Origin of the sequence: Geoalkalibacter ferrihydriticus DSM 17813 (assembly GCF_000820505.1) — a bacterium.
Classification (GTDB): Bacteria; Desulfobacterota; Desulfuromonadia; order Desulfuromonadales; family Geoalkalibacteraceae; genus Geoalkalibacter; species Geoalkalibacter ferrihydriticus.
In genome coordinates, this window is record NZ_JWJD01000001.1 from 1,019,403 (window position 1) to 1,040,632 (window position 21,230).

Genomic DNA, 21,230 nt, shown 5'->3' on the forward strand with positions numbered 1-21,230 from the left:
CATGTAAAATAAGCAGTGGCGTATAATAAACAGTTTGTTAATCACACCTGCCTCAAGGAGGGCGTATTCCGATGGGAGTAAAAGTCAGTTACAAGGAACTGGGTCTGGCCAATACCCGGGAGATGTTTAAAAAAGCGGTCAACGGCGGCTATGCCATTCCCGCCTACAATTTCAATAACCTTGAGCAGCTCCAGGCCATTGTGACTGCCTGTGCCGAGACGTCTTCGCCGGTCATCGTGCAGGTCAGCAAAGGGGCGCGCGACTATGCCAACCAGACCATGCTGCGTTACATGGCCATGGGGGCCGTGGAAATGGTGCGCGAGATGGGCGCGCAGATCCCCATTGCCCTGCATCTCGACCACGGCGATACCCTGGAGTTGTGCAAGTCTTGCGTCGACTCGGGTTTTTCTTCGGTGATGATTGACGGATCGCACCATTCTTATGAGGAAAATGTTGCGCTGACCCGTCAGGTCGTGGAGTACGCTCATGCCCATGATGTGACCGTGGAGGGCGAACTCGGCGTACTGGCCGGGATCGAGGATGAGGTGCAGGCCGAGCATTCCACCTACACTCGGCCGGAAGAGGTTGAGGATTTCGTGCAGAAGACCGGCGTGGATTCCCTGGCCATTTCCATCGGCACCAGCCATGGCGCCTTCAAATTCAAGGTCAAGGAGGGTGAAGAGCCGCCGCCGCTACGGTTTGATATTTTGGCAGAGATCGAGCGGCGCATTCCCGGTTTTCCCATCGTGCTGCACGGCGCATCGAGCGTCGTTCCCGAATACGTTGAGTTGATCAACGCTTACGGCGGCAAGCTGGAAGGGGCGGTCGGCGTCTCCGAGGAGCAGTTACGCAGGGCTGCGGCCAGTGCCGTATGCAAGATCAATATCGATTCGGACGGGCGCCTGGCGGTGACCGCGCGGGTGCGCGAATTTCTGGCCAACAATCCCGGCGAATTCGACCCACGCAAATATCTCGGTGCCGCGCGCAAGGAGCTGATCAAGCTGATCAAGCATAAGAACGAGACCGTCCTTGGCAGCGCCGGTAAGGCCTGAGACAAAAGTGGCACTTTTTGACTTGTCGGCTGACCATTTTTGACACGGAAGGTGGTTTGGCCGCGGAATTTTTGACTGCCTTCGCGATTTCTGACTAAAATTTGAACAAAATCGCGTGGGAAAAAATTGCAAGAAAAAAAAGCTCGTTTTAACCGCGGTGAAAAAGGGGTCGTATTTCTTGGGAAATGCGGCCTCTTTTTTTATCCAAAACGAAATATTACTAAAATGGTCGCGTATACGGCACGAGCACTGCATCTGGTGATAGAATAGTAAATATAGAGCGAAAGAAATTAAATATTCATCGCTCTTATCCGATAAGAAAACAAGAAGATGATTTGAGTTTATTTATGAAGATCCGGTTTCTGTCGGGAGGGGACCAGCGCCGCACCTCCGAGCGGCATCGAGGAGTCAAGAGTATGGTTAAGCATCCGAACGAATTCAGCCGCCGCATTGTTGAAAGATTTTTCAGCGCCCGTAACGTCGACGTTCACGTGACCAGCGTGAGAAACGGTTACGTCGTCTTCTTCAACCACATCAGCCACTTCGAGGCTTGCGCCGTTGACGAGCCGGCTGGCCGGTTGATTTTCGATGAGCGCCGTGACGAGTGGGATCTGTTCTGGATCAGCGGCGATTTCCGCTGGCACTATTACGCATCCTACGAGAAGCTGCACCTGGCGCTTGAAGTGATGTTCGGCGATCAGGCCGCCAACCTGTTTCATAAGGTTTTGTGAGAAGCGCCACGGGGATGGGGCAAAGCCTTCTTCCCCGTGACGCTGTTCTTGGTTATTTGTCCCTGGTCATTGGTTGTTCATTTTCTTCCGGGATGAAGAAGTCCACTTTTGCCTCCACCTCCGTGCCGTCGCGCAAAATGCGCAGGTGGGCGGTGTCGCCGGGTTGTTTCCGGCGGACCAGGTAGATGACGTCGAAACTTTCCTGCAACTCTGTTCCATCCATTTCCAGCAGCACATCTCCTTTTTCAATACCCGCGCGCGCCGCCGGAGAGTCGGGCATGACGCCGGCCACGCCGACGCCGGTCGGGGCGTTTTCGAGCAGAACGCCCAGTTTGACCGGCGGCGCGGGCAGATCCTCGTATTCCGTGAACACCGTGAAATCATAGGGCGGCATGGGGAAGTGGGGGATGTCCACATCCATGAGGCGATCCTGCTTGTCTGGCGGAATGTGGATTTCCTTGCTGCCGATGATCAGATAGGAGGTCGGCAGACGGCGGAATACGCGTCGCGGAATGCCGAAGCCGAAGCGCACGTGGTTGCCCCCTGCCAGCACCACCATGCGGTGCCGCGCGTTGGCGGGGTCGGCGAGGTAACGGACGATATTGTCCGCCATGGTCTCATCCCACAGGGTCTGTACGCGCACAAAACCTTCCAGACCGCCGCGGCCCGCCTCATGGCCGGCGAAAATGGCCTCGATCAGCGCGCGCTGGTAGGGATCGTCCATATCCATCTCCGGCAGGGCGGCACGCACCTCGTCCGGCAGGGCGTCGGGCGCATGGAGGCTGAGTTGGCGCACCAGGCTGCGCTCGGCGTTCAGGCCGATGACCGCAATGCCCTGGTCGCGGGCCAGCAGCAGGATGTCGCGGTAGAGGGCGAAATCCATGCGCCAGACCTCGTGCCACCTGGATTCCCTGAGAAATTCCTTTTCCGATAATTCCCCAGCCACCCAGCGATCCAGAACCTCTTGTTGTGCCGGAACGAACATCTCCATGCCGATGGCGACCTGCCCGGGATGACGCGCGGCGAGGGCTTGAATAACCTGGAGCTGGACGCGGTGAGCGGCGGGATTGTCATGGGTTTCGCCGACATAGACGATGCGGGCATCAGCGGCGGCGTTGAGCATGGCCTCTTCGTCGACGTAAAAACCCGTGGGATTGTGCAGGATGTCGCCGACCTGCGGCGGCCGCTCGGGTTCGTAGGGTCGCTGTGGGTCGCCGAGGGGCGCGGTGAGGGTGGGGGCGCAGGCGCTCATGAGCGCCACCAGAGCGAGAAGCAAAAAAAGGGGGAACAGACGCATGGAGCACACTCCTTGAACAAGTTATGGGGATTGCGGATCATAACAAACCTCAAGAGCCCTGACCACAGATCTGAGCACCCAAGGGCAATCAACAGGGATGCACAGGATGAACAGAGGATAATAAACCAAGGCTTGGGCTTAAAGCGCTCTTCATCCTGTCCACCTTGTCCACCCAGTCCATTCTGTCCACCCTGCATTTCTCGCCTTTGAATTTTTTTCCCTGGTCGGCAGCGACGGCACTTCAACCTCGGCTTTCTTCCACCCCCTTGGCGGCGCGCCCGGTCAGCAGAGTGCGCAAACTGAGCAGCAGGCTGAACAGGGCGGGCACCAACAGCAGAGTGAACAGGGTTGAAACCACCAGCCCGCCAATGACCACGCTGCCCAACCCGCGATAAAGCTCGCTGCCCGCGCCGGGAAACAGCACCAGGGGCAGCATCCCGAAGGTCGAAGTGCCCACCGACATGAAAATCGGGCGGATGCGGGTGCGCACCGCTTCGCGCAGGGCCTCACGCGCCTCCATGGCCTGATCCCGCATGAAGTTCAGCGATTGGTGCACGATGAGTATGGCGTTGTTGACCACGGTGCCCACCAGGATGATGAAGCCGAGCATGGTGAGAACATCCAGGGGTTGATAGGTGAGCAGATTGCTCACCAGCCACAGGCCGAGAAAGCCGCCGGCCATGGCCAGGGGCACGGAAAACATGATGACCAGGGGATAGAAGAAGCTCTCGAACAATGCGGCCATGAGCAGGTAAGTGATGATCAGGGCGAGAACAAAATTCCACTTGAGAACGTCGAAGGTCACCTCCAGCTTATCGGCGGTGCCGGCAAGGCGGACGCGGACATCGCTGCCCAGGACACCGTCGGCACGCAGGGGTTCGATGACCTGCGTCTGAATGATTTCGATGGCGGTTTCCAAGGGAATGTCCTCGGGGGGACGCACCTCAAGGGCAATGGTGCGGATTCCCTCGGAGCGATTGATCTGCTCCGGCCCGGCCACCAGTCGCACTTCGGCGACCGCCCCCAGAGGCACCTTTTGCCCGCCCGGTGCGCGTAGCAGCAGATTGGGCAGATCCTGGGTGCGTCCGGCAAAAGCTTCGGCGCCCATGACGACCAGGTCGATCTCGCTGCCGTCGACATTGACAGTGCTCGCGCGGTGGCCGTCGAGCAGTGCATCGACGATGATCCCCAGGTCGCGGGCGCTCAGACCGAGATCGGCCAGGCGCACCCGGTCGGGCAACACGCGGATCTCGGGATTGCCCAGATCAAGGCTTGGCACCGGGCGGACCTGGGCGCCGGGAAGTTCCTCGCGAAGGGCGCCGAAGGCCTTGCTGCCGATGTCGACCAGGCGGGTAAGGTCGACGCCGCTGAATTCGACCTCGATGGAGCGCCCCGCCGTGAGACCGCGCTCAAACAGCGAGGTCTGCGCGACGATGGCGATCATGCCCGGGGTTTGCGCCAGGCGCTCCTGCAGGTAGGGGATGAGTTCGCGCACCCGCGCCGGGTCGCGGGTGCGCGTGCCCATGAAAATCTGGCGACCCGAGGCGACATAGAAAAAATGGCCCATGGCCGGGGTGCGACCGCGGTCGTCGTAATCAGGATCCCATAAGTGAGCGATGTCGGCTTCAAGGTCTTCGGCGATGCGGATGAATTCCTCGACATTGTAGCCCGGCGGGGGCAGCAGCACTGCGATGAGCAGATTGCGGTTGCCTGTGGGCAGATACTCGGCCTCGGGGGCGAGGAGCCAGGCCGTGCCCAGGGCGCCGACGGTGAACAGCACAACCACGCCCAGACAGACCCAAACCCGGCGACTGACCCAATAAACGACGCGGGCCACATGGTTGGTAAAGCGCTCGGCGAGCGCGACCAGACCGAACAATTCCCGCAGGTCGCGGCGCTTGGTGCCGGAGTCGGTTGCGCGCACCACGGCGCGGTCCGTAAGCAGGCGCGCGGCGGCGGAGGGAATCACCGAAACGGAAATGATCAGGGAGAGGGCGACGGCGGCGCAAATGGCGATGGCGATGTCGCGAAACAATTGCCCGGTTTCCTCGACAATGAAAAAGATCGGCAGGAACACGGCGATGGTGGTCAGGGTCGAGGACAGGATCGCGCCCCAAACCTCGCGGGTGCCGTCGATGGCGGCTTCCTGGCGGCCTTTGCCCATCTGCCGGTGGCGATAGATGTTTTCGAGCACGACGATAGCGTTATCCACCACCATGCCCACGGCAAAGGCCAACCCGGCCAGGGAAATGACGTTGATGGTGCGCCCGAACAGGGTCATGACGATGAAGGTGCCCACCACCGAAACGGGAATGGCCGTGGCGACGATGAAAGTCGGCGCGACAGAGCGCAGAAACAGCAGCAGAATCAAAATCGCCAGGCTGCCGCCGATCCACAGGTTGTTCATGACCAGGGTGATGGCCGAATCGATGTATTCCGTTTCGTCATAGACTTGATCGAGGGTGAGATTTTCCTCGGGGATGATGCCGGCGTTGAGTTCGCGCAGTGCTTCCCTGAGTCCCTCCATGACCTCAAGGACGTTGGTGCCTGATTCGCGCTGCACATTGATGGCGATGGCCGGCTCGCCGATCTGGCGCACCGACACTGTCGGCTGCTCGTAGCCAAGGCGGGTTTCGGCCAGATCCCGCACAAAAACACGTTCCCCCGACGCAGTGCGCAGGGCGATATTCCCCACGTCCTCGGGAGTGGTCAACTCGGCAAGAGTGCGCACCAGGTAGCGGCGCTTGCCCTCGTCGAAACTCCCCGCGGATATATTGACGTTTTCGGCGTCGAGAGCGCGGATGAATTCGCCCAGGGTCAGGCCGACGGCGGCAAGCTTTTCCGGGTCGACGATCACCTGCATTTCCCGCTCGCGACCTCCGAACAGGTTGCTGCGGGCCACGCCGGGCACACGTTCGAAGCGCGCCTTGATGTAATCCTCGGCAAAGGTTTTGTAAGTATAGACGGGATTAGGGTTGCCGGGGCCGGGCTTGAGGGCGAACCAGGCGATGGGCTGATCGTCGGTGTTGACGGTGGAGATGACTGGCCGTTCGGCATCCAGGGGGATGTTGCGCACCTGATTGAGGCGGTTGCTGACTTTGAGCAGGGCCGAATCCATGTCGGTGCCGGGAACGAAGGTCAGCACGATGCGCCCCTGGCTGTCCCGAGACTCGGATTTCATTTCTACGACGCCTTCAACGCCCTTGAGTTCATCCTCCTGGCGCTGAACGATCTCCTTTTCCACCTCTTCAGGCGCGGCCCCGGGCCAGAGGGTACTGACGGTGATTTCCGGGCGTGAGACTTCCGGCGTGAGCTGAATCGGCGTACGCAGCAGCGAGATCATGCCGAACAGCACCACCAGCAGAACCCCGACGGTGACGCCGACCTGGCGTTTGACCGAGAGAGTGATGAGGCTCATGATCCGGAATCTCCGGCGTTGGTGGCCGCCTCGCGGACGGCCTGACCGCTGCGCAATCGCTCGTTGCCGCGGATCACCACGCGGTCGCCGGCTTCAAGTCGCCCGTTGCGCACCTGCACGGCAAAAGTGTCGGCTACGGCGGCGAGAATTCGCACCTCGACGATTTCCGCTTTGCCCTCGACCACTCGCACCACGAAGCCCTCGTCGTCAGGGCGCAGCACATAGGCGTCTTTGGGTACCAGCAGGGCGGATTGTTGCAGTTCATGGGTAAAGCTGACCCGTGCCAACATGCCGCCGAGAATTTCGCTGTGCGGATTGGCCACCTCGACCTGCACCGGAAAGGTGCGCGCCGCCGCATCGGCGCGCGGGATGATGGCGCTGACCTTTCCGGAAAAGTCGCGGCCGGGCAAGGCGTCGAAGCGAACCCGCGCATGGCTTCCGAGGCTGATCAGTGACAGATGCTGCTCGGGAACCGGCACCATGACGTGAACCACGGACAGATCGTCGAGGTGCACCACCTCGTCGCCCTCGCGCACCCATTGGCCGACCTCGGTGGCCTCGAAGGCGATGCGCCCGGCGAAGGGGGCGCGGATGGTCATGCGCGCCAGACGGTCCTCCAGGCTGCGCAGCGCGGCGCGTCGGCTTTGGGCGGATTGCTGCAGGGCGTCATGCTCGGTCTCGCGGCTCTGCAACTCCTCTTCGGAAATGAAGTTCTGATCAAAAAGTTCCCGCGCCCGGCGCCGATCGGCCTGCGCTTTGACAATGCGTGACTGAACCTCGCCCAGGGCGGCACGGGCTTCCTCCAGTGCCAGCTCGGTCCGGTAAGTGCGCAGCTGCGCAAGCACTGCGCCTTGCTCAACCTGGCGGCCGCGCCGGGCGGTCAGGGATTCCACCAGTCCTTCAACCTCGGCGGCGACCGCGGTGCTGTAGCGGGCCTCGCTGATGCCGACCAGGGATGTAGGAATGCGCGGTTGCCCTTCCTCCACCGGCGCGGTGACGACGAGAGCGGCTGGTGGACCGCCGCCGGGGCGGGGTTGGGCGTGGAGGCTGAGAGGCGCGAGCAGAATCAGCAGCAGTGCGAAAAGAGCGGGCATCGAGGAGACTTCCTTTCGGCGGACGGCTTCGGGCAAGGCCTGGACTATAGCTGCTTAATTATTTCGCAGACTGCCCTGCTGTCAAGAAGGGCCGATGCGGGCCGAAAAAAAAGCCCCGGAAGCATGTGGCTCCGGGGCTTTTGGGTTCAAGGGCTCAGCCGGCGGCTGCTTTGCGCCGGCGGCTGCCGTCGCTCATCACCTGGTAAGCGCAGAATTCTCCGCACATGGTGCAGGCGCCATGCTCTTCGTCGACACCGGACTCGGCGCGCAGACGACGGGCCTTATCGGGGTCGATGGCCAGGTTGAACTGGCCTTCCCAGTCGAGGTTTTTCCGGCAGCGGGCCATGGCGATATCTTTGTCGATGGCGCCGGGCACCCCCTTGACGATGTCGGCGGCATGCGCGGCGATGCGGCACGCCATGACCCCTTCATGCACGTCCTCCACGGTGGGCAGACGCAGATGCTCGCTGGGTGTCACGTAGCAGAGAAAGTCGGCACCGGCGGCCGCTGCCAGGGTGCCGCCGATGGCGCAGGTGATGTGGTCGTAGCCCGGCGCGATATCCGTCACCAGAGGGCCGAGCACGTAAAAGGGCGCGCCGTGGCAGAGGCGCTTCTGCAGAGTGATGTTGGCCTCGATCTGGTTGAGGGGCACATGGCCCGGACCCTCGATCATGACCTGCACCCCAGCCTCCTGGGCGCGCTGGGTCAGTTCACCGAGGACGATCAGCTCGTGAATCTGCGCGCGGTCGGTGGCATCGGCCAGGCAACCGGGACGGAAGCCGTCTCCCAGGGAAAGAGTGGCATCGTAAGGCTTGACGATTTCCAGCAGCCGGTCGAAGTACTCGTAAAGAGGATTTTCGGCGTTGTTGTGGGCCATCCATTCGACGGTGAAGGATCCGCCGCGGGACACCACATCCATGAGCCGTCCCTCGTTCTTCATGCGCTCTACCACGGCACGGGTCACGCCGCAGTGCACGGTGATGAAATCGACACCGTCATCGAGGTGTTTAATGACGCCATTGAAGATGTCATCGACGGTCATGTCGACGAGAGCTTTTTTCTGGCGCAGCACCTTGTCGACGGCGGCCTGGTAAAGAGGCACGCTGCCGATGCACACCCCGGTTTCGGCGATAATGGCGGCACGAATCTCGTCTACCGGCCCGCCGGTGGAGAGATCCATGATGGCGTCGGCGCCGGCGCGCACCGCAACACGTGCTTTTTCCAGCTCCTTGTCGATGCTGGTGTCGTCCTTGCTGGTGCCGATATTGGCGTTGATCTTGGTGCGCAGGCCCTTGCCCACGGCCAGGGGACTGCCGTTTTTGCGCTTGACGTTATGGCAGATGATGGCTGTGCCTTCAGCCATGCGCGCGCGCAGGATTTCGGCGTCGATGCCTTCGGCGGCCGCGGCCTGGCGCATGAGATCGGTCACGATGCCCTGGCGGGCGGCTTCAAGTTGCGTCATGGACTAAACCTCGCAGATCTTTAAAGATGTCAAAACCCTGGAAAACGTGTAATTCGGACACGGATCAAATCTGATCAGGGCGGATAAATTTGCTCCGTGAGCAAAGGTTTTGGGTTTTGAAAAGGGTATACATTATAGGTCGGGTAGAAAAAAACGGCACGGAAAAAATGGCAGAATCTGCAAGTGCTTACCCTTCTTGCCCTTTGTGCGCCGCCTGCCAGTGGTTGACCGGGCCGTGACCGCCTCCCAGAGGGCGGGCGCCGGCAATGGCAGTGCTGATAAAAGTTTTCGCGGCGGCGACCGCCTGCACCAGCGGCCGGCCCTGGGCGAGATAGGTGGCGATGGCCGCAGAAAAGGTGCAACCGGTGCCGTGGGTGTTGGTCGTGGCGATGCGCGGGGCGCTGAAGCGATGCAGGCGCTCACCCTCCAGCAGCAGATCCACGGCTTCGCCGGCCAGGTGCCCGCCTTTGATCAGCACATTGCGCGCGCCCATCTCCTGAAGTTTGCGCGCCGCGGCTTCCATTTCGTCGAGGTTGCGCACTGCCATCCCGCAGAGGGCTTCGGCTTCGGGCAGATTGGGGGTAAGCAGGTAGGTTTCGGGCAGCAGCAGGTCACGCACCGCGCGGACCGCTTCCTGCTCCAGCAGGGGCGCTCCGCCCTTGGCCACCATCACCGGGTCGACGACGGAAATCAGACTGTGGCGATGAATAGCGCGGCTGACCACGGCGACGATGTCGGCATTAAACAGCATGCCGGTTTTCAGGGTGTCGCTGCCGATGTCCTCAAGGATGGCCGCAAGTTGCGCGGCGACGAAATCCGCCGGGGCAGGATGGATGCTGCGCACGCCGAGGGTGTTCTGGGCGGTGAGTGCGGTTATCGCGCTGGTGCCGTAACTGCCCAGTAGGGTAATGGTTTTGAGGTCGGCTTGAATGCCGGCACCGCCGCCTGAGTCGGAACCCGCAACGGTCAACACTCGGCCGCGGGGGAAGGTGTGGCGGGAATTGAACTGCAGGGCGATTTCCCGGGCTGCCAGGGCCGGCTCGGGCGCCTGAGTGACAGCAGAGATCACCGCGACCGCGTCGGCTCCAGCGGCAATCAATTCGGCGGTTCCCTCCCTATCGATGCCGCCGATGGCGACGATGGGGATCTGCACGGCTTTGCGCACCCGCCGCAGGGTGTCAACTCCGACCACCACCGCGTCGTCCTTACTGGCGGTGGGGTACATGCTGCCCAGGCCGATGTAGTCGGCACCCTGACTCTGGGCCTTCAAGGCCTGTTCGACGGTGCGGGTCGAGACTCCGATGAGTTTGTCAGTGCCCAGAAGCAGGCGCGCTTCGCTCACCCCGGCGTCGCTCTGCCCAAGGTGCACACCGTCGGCATTGCAATCGCGAGCCAGTTGCGGCGAATCATTGACGATGAATAGGGCTCCGGTCTCGCGACACAGGCGCCGCAGGCGCGCAGCGACTTCCAGCCGCTGTTCCGGCGGGCGCTGTTTGTCGCGATATTGCAGAATGCGCGCGCCGCCGCGCAGGGCTTGCGCGATGATTTTTTCGGCCTGGACATCGGCGGCGTCGCTGATCAGATAAAGTCCGTGAAACATGCAAGCCTCTGGAGTTTGGGGCAAAACGAAAATCGCCGCGACCGGTCGCGGGACCGCTGCGGCGATAAATTAAACGAGTCGGGGTGGCGGTCGAAGACCCGTCGTGTGGATCTCAGGCGGCAATGACGATGCGGCGGTTGAGCAGATCGATCTCTTCGATGGCGCCGGTAATGTTTTCGATCTTGCCGAAGGCGTCAATCAGGCGCAAGCCCTCTTTGCCTGCAAGGATCGAGGTGACATGCTGCAAGGTGCGTTCTTCGTCGCCGAGAACGAGATGAAAATGGCCGGGATCTAAACACATGGCAAACCTCCTGTAAGTCCTGCCCTCCGAAGCTAAAGCAATCGCGCGGGGGTGTCAACAGATTTGATCCGAAGAGCGTGAATCTGCGCGCTTTACATGCCTTGGTGGCCATGGTAAATAAGAAGTCTTGCCCACAAACGTCTCGGGGGAAATTCCATCGTCATGCCCGTTGCTCGCCCCACCCATGTTGACATCGATCTCGCTGCTTTGCGCCACAATTTTCGTCTGGTGCGCCGTCAGGCCGGCGCCGGTCGGCAGGTGCTGGCCGTTGTCAAGGCCGATGCCTATGGGCATGGCGCCAAGGGCGTGGCGCGTGCGCTGGAATCCGAAGGGGCCGATCTGTTCGGCGTGGCTCTGCTGGAAGAAGCCAGGGAGCTTCGTGCCGCCGGCATTCGTGCGCCGATATTAATCCTTGGCGGCATCTATCCCGGGCAGGAGGCCGGCTTCTTCGAGCCCGACCTGATCCCCTGCATTTTTGATCTGACTACGGCCCGGCGCCTCAATGCCGCCGCAAAAAGCGCGGGGCGCATCCTCGGTTGTCATATAAAAATCGATACGGGCATGGGGCGGGTGGGCTTTTTCAACGGCGAACTGCAGGATATGTTGCCTGAATTGAATAAGCTCGCCAACCTGCGCATCGACGGGGTCATGTCGCATCTGGCTGTGGCCGACGAGCCCCGGCATCCCTTCACGGCCGAGCAAGTTGAACGATTTCGCCGTGCTTTGGCCAGAGTGCGCGAGGCCAGCCATCGTCCGCGTTTTCTGCATATCGACAACAGCGCCGCGCTCTTTGCTCACGACATCCCTGAATGTAACCTGGTGCGGCCCGGTATCGTACTCTACGGGGCCCTGCCGTCGGGCCATTTCGCGGGCCGCCTCGATCTGCGGCCGGTCATGCACTGGCGCACCAGCATCGCCCTCCTCAAGACCCTGCCGACGGGCAGCGGCGTGAGTTACGGGCATCGATTCATCGCCACGCGACCGACCCTGGTAGCGACCCTGCCGGTGGGTTACGCCGACGGCTACAATCGGCGCCTGACCAATTGCGGCGAGGTGCTGGTGCGCGGCCGCCGCGTCCCGGTGGCCGGGACTGTTTGCATGGACTGGACCATGATCGACGTCACCGACGTGCCCGGCGTGCAGGTCGGCGACGAAGTGACCCTCTTGGGACAGGCCGACGGCCAATGGATCCGCGCCGAGGACTGGGCGGAAAAGATCGGCACCATTCCCTACGAGGTGTTCTGCCAGGTGAGCAAGCGGGTGCCGAGAATTTTCAAAAGCTAAAACTTTTGGTCAGCTGTCAGTTGTCAGGGGGATTAGAGAGGTTTTGAAACACCACGGACCACGGACTGCGGACTACGGAAAGCCTTTGTCAAAGGACAGCCTTTGCTTGGCCCTGGACCTCGGTACGACCACACTGGTCGGGCGGTTGCTCGGTGCGTCCGGGGCGGTGCGGGCCGCGGGGCGTTGTTCGAATCCCCAGGGCGTGGTAGCCGGTGATATTATTCGGCGCCTGGAGGCGGCGCGGGACGGGCGGGCCCTTGAGCTGCAAGAGCAGTTGGCGGGTGGTGTGCGCACCTTGAGTGGCGAGCTATTGCGCCAGGCTGGCGCGGGCCGCGAGGAACTTGCGGTGGTGGCGATTGCCGCGAATCCGGGCATTGCGCATTTGCTGGCCGCCGAGCCGGTCGAGAGTCTGTTGTTTCCTCCCCATCGTCCTTCCTTTCGCGGCGGCGCATTTTTCCCGGCCACCCGCTTCGGGCTTGATTTCCCCTGTCCGGTTTATCTCTTTCCCCTGGTCTCCGGCTATGTGGGGGGTGACCTGACGGCCTTTCTGTTTGGTCGCGGCGAGCCTGCCGAGGCCACCCTGCTGGTCGACATCGGCACCAATGCCGAACTCGCGCTCTATGCCGGGGGAAACTGGCTGGTCAGTTCGGTCGCTGCGGGACCAGCCTTCGAGGGAGGCGATATCACCTGCGGCATGCAGCGCTGCGCGGGGGCGGTCGAGGGGGTGCGGTTGGTCGAAGATCGCCTGGTGCTTGAGGTGGTGGGTCAGGGCGTCCCGCGCGGTATCTGCGGCAGCGGCCTGGTGGCGGCGGTGGCCGCAGGGTTGGCGGGTGAACTGATTGATGAGGCCGGAACCCTGCGCGCACCGGAGCAGGTGGCGACCAACCTGGCACGCTATCTTGGCGAAAAGGATGGGCAACGGGTGCTGCGCCTTTATCGCGATGCCGCAACCGACCTCTATCTTACCCAGGAAGACATTCGCGCCTTTCAGCTCGCCAAGGGGGCGGTGCATGCTGGAGTCGCCTGTCTGCTGGAGCGTGCCGGGGCGCATCCCGAAGCCTTGCGCGAGGTGGTGGTCACGGGCGCGTTCGGCACCTCCCTGGGGCGAAAAACCCTGAAAAAAGTTGCCATGCTGCCGGAATCCGTGATAGAAAAAGTGCGATTTGAGGTGGATGGAGCCCTGCAAGGCGTCGAGCGTTTTCTGACCACCGCCGGAGCTGAGTCGCGAGTGGCGCAATTGGCCGCGGCCCTGCGCCCTTATCCCCTGTCCGGCACCCCTGCCTTCGAAAAGGCTTTTATCGCAGCGCTCAATTTCTGAAAACCGCCGTCACCGTCGGTTTTTTTTGTTTTTTCGGCATTCTAAACCTATGGGAAAGGATTGCTTCATGGCCGCCATCAAGCGTGCTCTCATCAGTCTCTCGGACAAAACCGGCATTGTCGAATTCGCTCGCGAACTCGCCAGTTTCGGGGTGGAGATCCTCTCCACCGGTGGTACCGCCAAATTGCTGCGCGACAGCGGTCTGGTCGTCAAGGACGTTTCCGATTTCACCAAGTTCCCCGAAATGCTCGACGGACGGGTCAAAACTCTGCATCCCAAGGTCCACGGAGGGCTGCTCGGTCTGCGCGACAATCCCGAACATGTCGCGACCATGGCCGAACATGGCATCGAGCCCATCGATATGGTGGTGGTCAATCTCTACCCCTTCGAAGCCACCGTCGCCAGAGAGAGTTGCACTCTTGAAGATGCCATCGAGAACATCGACATCGGCGGCCCCACCATGCTGCGCAGCGCCGCCAAGAATAATCGCGACGTTACGGTTATCGTCGACCACGGCGACTACTCCGGCGTTCTTGCGGAAATGAAGGCCAGTCAGGGCGCGGTTTCCCGAGACACCAATTTCCGCCTGGCGGTCAAAGTCTATCAGCACACCGCGGCCTACGACGGGGCCATCTCCAATTGGCTGGGTAAAAAACTCGGCGAGGAGACCAGGGATTTCCCTCCGACCCTGAGTCTGCAGTTTCACAAGGCGCAGGGCATGCGTTATGGGGAAAATCCCCACCAGAAAGCCGCCTTTTATGTGGAAAAGGAAATCCGCGAGGCCTGCATTTCCACCGCCCACCAGTTGCAGGGCAAGGAGCTGTCCTACAACAATATCGGCGACACCGATGCCGCCCTCGAATGCGTCAAGCAGTTCAGTGAGGGGCCGGCCTGTGTCATCGTCAAACACGCCAACCCCTGTGGCGTCGCCCTGGGCGCGAATCTTCTCGAAGCCTATGAGCGGGCCTTTGCCACCGATCCCGAATCGGCCTTCGGCGGCATCATCGCCTTCAACCGCGAACTCGATGCCGCCACCGCCAAGGCGATCGTCGACAAGCAGTTCGTCGAGGTCATCATTGCTCCGCGGGTCAGCGCCGAGGCCTCGCAGGTGGTGGCCGCCAAGAAGAACGTGCGCCTGCTTGAATGCGGGTTCTGGTCCGAACAGTCGATGGATCGTCTGGATTTCAAGCGGGTCAACGGCGGGCTGCTGGTGCAGGATACGGATCTCGCCCTGCTCGACGAGATCAAGGTTGTGACCAGACGCCAGCCCAGCGACCAGGAGATGGAGGATCTGCTCTTCACCTGGCGGGTGGCCAAGTTCGTCAAATCCAACGCCATTGTCTACGGCAGGGCCGGCAGGACCATCGGCGTCGGCGCGGGACAGATGAGTCGCGTCAATTCGGCTCGCATCGCCGCCATCAAGGCCGAGCATGCGAAGCTTGATGTCAAGGGCTCGGTCATGGCTTCCGATGCCTTCTTCCCTTTCCGCGACGGCATCGACAATGCCGCCGCGGCCGGTATCGCTGCGGTCATCCAGCCCGGAGGATCCATTCGCGACGAGGAGGTCATCGCCGCCGCCGACGAACACGGCATGGCCATGGTGTTCACCGCCATGCGGCATTTCCGGCATTGATGGTGGCGTAGGGGCGCAGCATGCTGCGCCCGGTGTCGGCGGTGGTGGTATTTGTCCAAGGGCGCACATGCTGCGCCCCTACGAAGAATTTATCTCAGGAGGCAAGGTCAATGAAGATTCTGGTTGTCGGTGGCGGTGGTCGTGAACATGCGCTGGTGTGGAAGATCGCTCAATCGTCTCGGGTGTCGCATGTCTGGTGCGCACCGGGTAACCCCGGAATCGCCCGCCATGCCGAATGCGTACCTATTGCCGCAACCGATATCGATGCCTTGCTCGAATTTGCTCTGGAGCAGGATGTCGATCTGACGGTGGTCGGCCCCGAAGCGCCTCTTACCCTGGGCATCGTCGATCGCTTCCGCTCCGCCGGCCTGACTATTTTCGGCCCTTCCCGCGCGGCTGCGCGTCTGGAGGGGAGCAAAGGTTTTTCCAAGGATCTCATGGCCAAATACGGCATACCTACAGCCGCCTATCGGCGCTTCACCGATCGCGACGAAGCCGTGGCTTACATTCGCAACCAGGGTGCGCCCATCGTGGTCAAGGCCGACGGCCTGGCCGCCGGCAAAGGCGTGGTGGTGGCGGCAAGCATTGATGAGGCCGTTGCGGCGGTGGACAACATGATGATTGCCGGGGCCTTTGGTGAAGCCGGTGCCGAAGTTGTCATCGAAGAATTCATGGAAGGTGAAGAGGCCTCTTTCTTTGTGTTTACCGATGGTAAAAATATCCTGCCCTTGGCTTCGGCGCAGGACCACAAACAGATTTTCGACGGCGACCAGGGGCCCAACACCGGTGGCATGGGCGCCTATTCACCGGCGCCGGTGGTCACGCCGGAACTCTATGAGAAAATCGTCAATAAAATTGTGCGCCCCACCATCAGTGGCATGGAGCGCGAGGGTTGTCCTTATGCCGGAATCATTTACATCGGTCTGATGATTGTCAAAGGTAAACCGAAAGTTATCGAGTACAATGCCCGCTTCGGCGATCCTGAAGCCCAACCGCTGCTGGTACGCCTCAAATCCGACATCGTTCCGGTGCTGCTGGGCTGCGCGCGCGGTGAAATGCGCCAGAGTGAACTTGAGTGGCATGATAAAGCGGCGGTCTGTGTGGTCATGGCTTCGGGCGGCTATCCCGGCGATACGCAGACCGGCTTTCCCATTTCCGGCCTGGACGATGCGGAAAAAATCGATGACCTTATCGTCTTCCATGCCGGCACCGCTTCGAAGGACGGCCAGGTCATCAACAAGGGCGGCCGCGTGCTGGGTGTTACCGGCCTGGGCAAGACCGTCGCGCAGGCCATCGACAAGGCCTACCAGGGCGTGAAGGTTATCTCCTGGGAAGGGGCACAGTACCGTAGCGATATTGGCCGGAAGGCTCTGAATCGCGACAACTGAGAAGCCGCTGCGCGCAGCCTTATGCGACGAATCGGTTGAAAGGCCGAGTGTTTTACTTGACAAAAAGGTGTATGGGCCTTAATGTTTTTGAAACGGATTGGTTTCCAGCTCAGGAGGGTCTGTACCATGAAAATTCTTTGGCCTGTCGCGTTGATACTGTTGTTGTTTGCCGCAGCGCCGGTTTTCGCCGAACAGGCGCAGGGCGAAGTTCCCGATGAGGTGATTTTCCCGGCGCGACTCGGCGAGGTGCATTTCAGTCACGTCGACCACGCCCACTGGGTGCCGGATTGCACCGCCTGTCATCACACCGGTGACTTTCCCAAGTGCAGCTCCTGTCATGGGGTGCTGGAAGACGCGCGCAAAAAAACCGATGCCTTTCACATGCAGTGTAAAGGCTGCCACCGTGAGGAAGGTATCAGCACCGCCTGCACGGACTGTCATATCCGCTGATTCCTCGCTCATTCTGCCCATCCCCAAACCGACGCCCGGTCTTCCGGCGCGTCGGTTTTTTGTTGTGCCTGCCTGATTTTTGACAGACCGAAAAAAATTTACCGACGAGAGCGCGAAGATCGCTGAGAAAATCAGTGCGAGAACCTTGGTTTTTAGGCCGTCTCGAGCCTTACTCTGCGTGCTTCGCGCTCTCGGCGGTGAAAAAGCATTTGTCGGAATGACCCATCTGCAACGGCATGTATTTTGTATGGCCATGAGAGAGATTGTCGAATGTTAATCAGATAATTGACAGGAATTTTGGTTAATGAACGATTTCCCGGTGCTTGCAGTTCGGCGCGGTTTTGCCAGGGCACGGCGCATCTTCCTGCTGCCGTCGCTATTTTTGTTGGGGTTGGTGTTGCTCCCGGCTCTGGTCCCAGCGGTTGAGGCCGCGGCTTTTGCCGGTGGTTGCCTAACCGCCGAATGCCATGGTGATCTGGGCAAATCGCGGCATCTGCACGGTCCGGTGGCCATCGGCGAGTGTCTGAGTTGTCACCAGCCGAGCGCGGGCAAGCACCCCCAGGGTGGCGCAAGGATGGGTCTGGCGGCCGAGGGCGATGACCTTTGTCTGCTTTGCCATGCCGATCCGCGTGGCCGCCATGAGAATGCACATTCAGCCTTGGCCATGGGCTGCACAAGTTGCCACGATCCCCATGGCGGGTCCAATGCCGGCATGCTTGCCCAGCCTGCGTCGCGGCTCTGCCTGAGCTGCCACGACAATCCGGCAGATGCCTTCGCGGCTCCCCATCGGCCGGTCAAGGCTGGCACCTGCACCCTGTGCCACCGGCCTCATTCCGGTTATGGCGAAGCCCTGCTCATCGCCCCCGGCGGCGACCTGTGCTTGCGCTGCCACAGTGGCGTCACGCGCGACAAGCAGCATTTGCACACCCCCGTGGGGCAGGGCGAGTGCACGGCTTGTCATGGCGCGCACGGTGGCAAGGAAAAAGGAATGCTGCCGTCGCGCGGCGCGCAATTCTGTGCGCAATGCCACAGTGGCCAGCAGGGCGCGCCGGTGCAGCACACCCCGGTACGCGAGGGCGATTGCACCGCCTGCCACGACGTGCATGGATCGGCTCATGCTTTTTCGCTGCCCGCCGCGGGCAATGAGCTGTGCCTTTATTGCCATGCCGACATGGAATCCTTGCGCGATATGGACAATCTGCACCCCGTGTTGGTGCAGGGTTGCGTTGAATGTCACGATCCGCACGGCGACCAGGCGGCGGCCATGCTGCCCGCCGTGGGCGACGACCTGTGCATCAGTTGTCACGGCGATATCGGACGCCAGGTGGCCGAGGCCAAGTCGCACCATAGCGTGGTCGCCGATGAGGGGTGTGCCGTTTGCCATGACCCCCATGGCACCGGGCATCACAAACTGCTCCACGAACCCGGCGCTCAGCTCTGCTTCGATTGCCATACGCCCATGGCTCAGACGGTCAACGACGCCGCTTTCGGGCATGGCCCGGTGGATATCGGAGAATGCTGGATCTGTCACAATCCTCATGGCGCCCCTTATGAACCGCTGCTCAATATTTACTACCCGGAAGAGTTCTACACCGACTTCCATCTCGGCAATTACGATTTGTGCTTTGCCTGCCACGATCATCAGGCTTTTATTTATGAGCGCACTGCCGATCTGACGGGATTTCGCAACGGCGACGCGAACCTGCACTATTTGCATGTCAATCGACCGGTGAAAAGCCGCACCTGTAAAAGCTGCCACGGGATACACGGCGCCGACCAGCCCAAGCTTATCAAAAGCCGCATTCCCGGTTTCGGCGCCTGGGAGATACCCATTCGTTTTGAGCAGCACGACACCGGTGCCACCTGCTTTGTCGGCTGCCACAAGCCCAAGACTTATGACCGGGTGAAGCCGGTGAGGTATTGGCCGTGAGAGGGTACAGGGACAGAAACGAACCTGCCCGGATTTACACGGACCGACCAAAAGGGCGGAAGGGAATGGCTGTTTGGCGCTGGATGGTGGTTTTTGCCGCGCTGGCGCTGCTGGGTGCCTGCGCGCCGGCGCAGCCGGATCGTCAGCGCTTTTTCTGGCCGCCGGACACCAGTGAAGCGCGCATCGAATATCTTGACTTTTACGAAAAGGCCGAAGATGTGCGGCGCGGCGCGCCGGCGCGCATCAGTGAGGCGATTCTGGGTCGCGAGAGGCCGCGACCGCTGTTTTCTCGGCCCGTGGATGTGGCCTCCGATGGTAAGGGACGCTTCTACGTCTCCGATGCCGAAAGTCGCCGCGTGCATGTCTTTGATCTGAATCGCTTCGAGACCCGCGTTCTGCAGGATGAGAACGGTCAACCTTTTGGCTTTCGCCTGCCTCACGGCCTGGCGGTGGACGCCCAGGGATTGGTTTACGTGAGCGACATCCACGCCCACCAGATTTTCGTGTTTGGACCCGATGGCCGCAAACTGCGCAGTCTCGGGCAGGGACATCTGGAAAATCCCGCCGGGCTCGCCGTTTCCCCTGACGGGGCGCGTATCTGGACGGCCGAGCCCCAGCAGCACCGCTTGACCCGCCTCGACGCCGATGGAAACCTGGTGCAGCGCCTGGGGCGGCGGGGCAACCGACCGGGCGGTTTCAACTACCCTCTGGACGTGGATCTGGATGCGCAGGGCAATCTCTATGTGCTCGACTCTCTCAACGCGCGTGTGCAGGTCTTCGACGGCGAGGGCAAGTTTCTGCGCCTGTTCGGCGAGCGCGGCACGGCCCTGGGTTCGTTTCAGATTCCCAAGGCGTTGGCCGTCGACCCTGAAGGTCATGTTTACGTCACCGACGCGCGCGCCCACCGCTTTGTGGTCTTTGACCTTGAAGGGCGCCACCTGCTTACTCTCGGCGCCAAGCACTCGGCGGCAGACGGTGTGGCGCCGGGGGGCTTTCTGCTGCCTGGCGGCATCGACGCCGACCCAGCGGGCGGCATCTACGTCGTCGACGGTCTGAATCGCATGGTGCACCGCTTTCAATACATCAACGATGAATGGCTCGCCGCGCATCCCATCAGGCCGGGCGAGGCAGCGGCGAAATAAATCGAACGGGTTCACCGCGGAGACACAAAGGGCGCGGAGACCAGCAAGAGAAGTCTTGCCCTGCTCTTGTTTTTACTCCGCGGACTCAGCGTCCTCTGCGGTGAAAAGGACTTTGGGAGTTAACGTGAACAGACGATTCGCAACAAACATCTTCTGCACCGCCCTGCTTCTGGGGCTGTTGCTGCTTGCCGCGCCGGCCATGGCGTTGCAGATCGTCTACCCGGCGGATCGCACCTATGTGACCAAGTCCAACTACCTGATTCTCAAGACCGGCGATCCTCAGATCACCGGGGTGACGGTCACTCTGAACGGCACCGAGAGCGACCTCATCGACATCAGCGACGAGGTGTATCGCAATGCGTTTGGCGACATCATCATCCTGCTGCCCAACTGGCGCCCCGGCAACAACCAGATCGTGGTGGCCGGTTTTCGCGAAGGGCGACGGTTGGCGCGCGAGGCGGCCAACATCGTCTATCTGCGCGATCTCAGCGCCATTCCGCCCAAGGGCTTCGAGCCCTTTGTCATGCACACCCCTGAAGGCGAGGCCCTGTGTGCGCCTTGCCACCTCATGCAGCCGGTTCCGGCTGTGCGGCGCGGCGATACCGCCGCCACCAACGCCTGCGGCGACTGCCATCAGGGGTTACTCGACAAGAAGCACGTCCACGGTCCGGCCGGGGTCTGGGAGTGCAGCGTTTGCCATCTCGAAGACAGCGAACCCAACCGCCACCGCCTGGTGGCGAGTGAAGCCGAGCTGTGCAACAGCTGCCATATCGGAAAAGTCGAGGAGTTCGAACAGCGGCGCTTCGCCCATGGGCCCGTTGGCGTGGGGCTGTGCACCATCTGCCATGATCCCCATTCATCGGATCATTCCGGATTTTTGCGCGCCAAACCCAACGAAGTGTGTCTGGCCTGCCACGAAGGGCTCGATCAGGGCACGCATGTGGTGCGCGGCATCGGCGGCAAGCCCCATCCCCTGAGCGGGCCGGTGAACCCCTTGGATGAGCGCAAGGAGTTTTCCTGCGTCAGCTGTCACGACCCCCATGGGGGCGACACGCAGTTTTTGTTCCAGGGTGGAGCGCAAACCAAATTCGGTCTGTGCAACCTGTGTCACCAGAAATGACGGAGTCTGA

At 61.2% G+C, this 21,230-nt stretch carries 16 protein-coding genes; 10 read left to right on the forward strand and 6 right to left on the reverse strand.

Annotated features, from left to right (window positions below):
* Positions 1-71 precede the first annotated feature (71 nt).
* Complete coding sequence (locus tag GFER_RS04660) at positions 72-1,052, forward strand: class II fructose-bisphosphate aldolase (RefSeq protein WP_040096480.1); 981 nt, start codon at positions 72-74, stop codon at positions 1,050-1,052.
* Positions 1,053-1,468: 416 nt separating this feature from the next.
* Positions 1,469-1,783: a DUF3024 domain-containing protein gene (locus GFER_RS04665; protein WP_040096482.1), complete on the forward strand. Its 315-nt coding sequence runs from the start codon at positions 1,469-1,471 to the stop codon at positions 1,781-1,783.
* Between the two features lie 52 nt (positions 1,784-1,835).
* On the opposite strand, the gene GFER_RS04670 is transcribed toward GFER_RS04665, so the two are convergent.
* From GFER_RS04670 to GFER_RS04695, 6 genes are all read right to left on the reverse strand, one after another.
* On the reverse strand, positions 1,836-3,080 hold the full coding sequence (locus GFER_RS04670; protein ID WP_235264001.1) for a ChaN family lipoprotein: 1,245 nt from the start codon (positions 3,078-3,080) through the stop codon (positions 1,836-1,838).
* 241 nt (positions 3,081-3,321) lie between these two features.
* Positions 3,322-6,498 (reverse strand): efflux RND transporter permease subunit, encoded by a 3,177-nt coding sequence (locus tag GFER_RS04675; RefSeq protein WP_040096485.1) that lies wholly within the window; start codon positions 6,496-6,498, stop codon positions 3,322-3,324.
* Positions 6,495-7,592, reverse strand: a complete 1,098-nt coding sequence (locus tag GFER_RS04680) for an efflux RND transporter periplasmic adaptor subunit (protein ID WP_040096487.1) — start codon at positions 7,590-7,592, stop codon at positions 6,495-6,497. The genes GFER_RS04675 and GFER_RS04680 overlap by 4 nt, the downstream gene beginning before the upstream one ends.
* Positions 7,593-7,746: 154 nt before the next feature.
* Positions 7,747-9,054 carry a phosphomethylpyrimidine synthase ThiC gene (gene thiC, locus GFER_RS04685; protein ID WP_040096489.1) on the reverse strand — a complete coding sequence of 436 codons (1,308 nt, stop codon included), beginning with the start codon at positions 9,052-9,054 and terminating at the stop codon, positions 7,747-7,749.
* A gap of 187 nt (positions 9,055-9,241) precedes the next feature.
* Positions 9,242-10,654 (reverse strand): bifunctional hydroxymethylpyrimidine kinase/phosphomethylpyrimidine kinase, encoded by a 1,413-nt coding sequence (gene thiD, locus GFER_RS04690; protein WP_052445962.1) that lies wholly within the window; start codon positions 10,652-10,654, stop codon positions 9,242-9,244.
* Positions 10,655-10,766: 112 nt separating this feature from the next.
* Positions 10,767-10,955 carry a CooT family nickel-binding protein gene (locus GFER_RS04695; protein WP_040096492.1) on the reverse strand — a complete coding sequence of 63 codons (189 nt, stop codon included), beginning with the start codon at positions 10,953-10,955 and terminating at the stop codon, positions 10,767-10,769.
* Between the two features lie 162 nt (positions 10,956-11,117).
* Here GFER_RS04695 and alr point away from each other — a divergent pair, with 162 nt between their 5' ends.
* The 8 genes from alr to GFER_RS04735 all read left to right on the forward strand — a co-directional run bounded on the left by alr (position 11,118) and on the right by GFER_RS04735 (position 21,220).
* On the forward strand, positions 11,118-12,239 hold the full coding sequence (gene alr / locus GFER_RS04700; protein WP_040096494.1) for an alanine racemase: 1,122 nt from the start codon (positions 11,118-11,120) through the stop codon (positions 12,237-12,239).
* Between the two features lie 106 nt (positions 12,240-12,345).
* Positions 12,346-13,557, forward strand: coding sequence for an ASKHA domain-containing protein (locus GFER_RS04705; RefSeq protein ID WP_235264002.1), 1,212 nt, complete (start codon positions 12,346-12,348; stop codon positions 13,555-13,557).
* 67 nt (positions 13,558-13,624) lie between these two features.
* Positions 13,625-15,190: a bifunctional phosphoribosylaminoimidazolecarboxamide formyltransferase/IMP cyclohydrolase gene (gene purH / locus GFER_RS04710; protein ID WP_040096497.1), complete on the forward strand. Its 1,566-nt coding sequence runs from the start codon at positions 13,625-13,627 to the stop codon at positions 15,188-15,190.
* A gap of 110 nt (positions 15,191-15,300) precedes the next feature.
* Positions 15,301-16,578, forward strand: a complete 1,278-nt coding sequence (gene purD, locus GFER_RS04715) for a phosphoribosylamine--glycine ligase (RefSeq protein ID WP_040096499.1) — start codon at positions 15,301-15,303, stop codon at positions 16,576-16,578.
* A 126-nt stretch (positions 16,579-16,704) separates the two neighbouring features.
* A complete protein-coding gene (locus GFER_RS04720; protein WP_040096501.1) occupies positions 16,705-17,028 on the forward strand; it encodes a cytochrome c3 family protein in 324 nt (107 codons plus the stop codon).
* A 304-nt stretch (positions 17,029-17,332) separates the two neighbouring features.
* Positions 17,333-18,958 (forward strand): cytochrome c3 family protein, encoded by a 1,626-nt coding sequence (locus GFER_RS17490; protein WP_052445963.1) that lies wholly within the window; start codon positions 17,333-17,335, stop codon positions 18,956-18,958.
* Between the two features lie 65 nt (positions 18,959-19,023).
* Positions 19,024-20,100 carry a 6-bladed beta-propeller gene (locus GFER_RS04730; protein ID WP_040096503.1) on the forward strand — a complete coding sequence of 359 codons (1,077 nt, stop codon included), beginning with the start codon at positions 19,024-19,026 and terminating at the stop codon, positions 20,098-20,100.
* Positions 20,101-20,224: 124 nt separating this feature from the next.
* Positions 20,225-21,220 (forward strand): cytochrome c3 family protein, encoded by a 996-nt coding sequence (locus tag GFER_RS04735; protein ID WP_052445964.1) that lies wholly within the window; start codon positions 20,225-20,227, stop codon positions 21,218-21,220.
* Positions 21,221-21,230 lie beyond the last annotated feature (10 nt).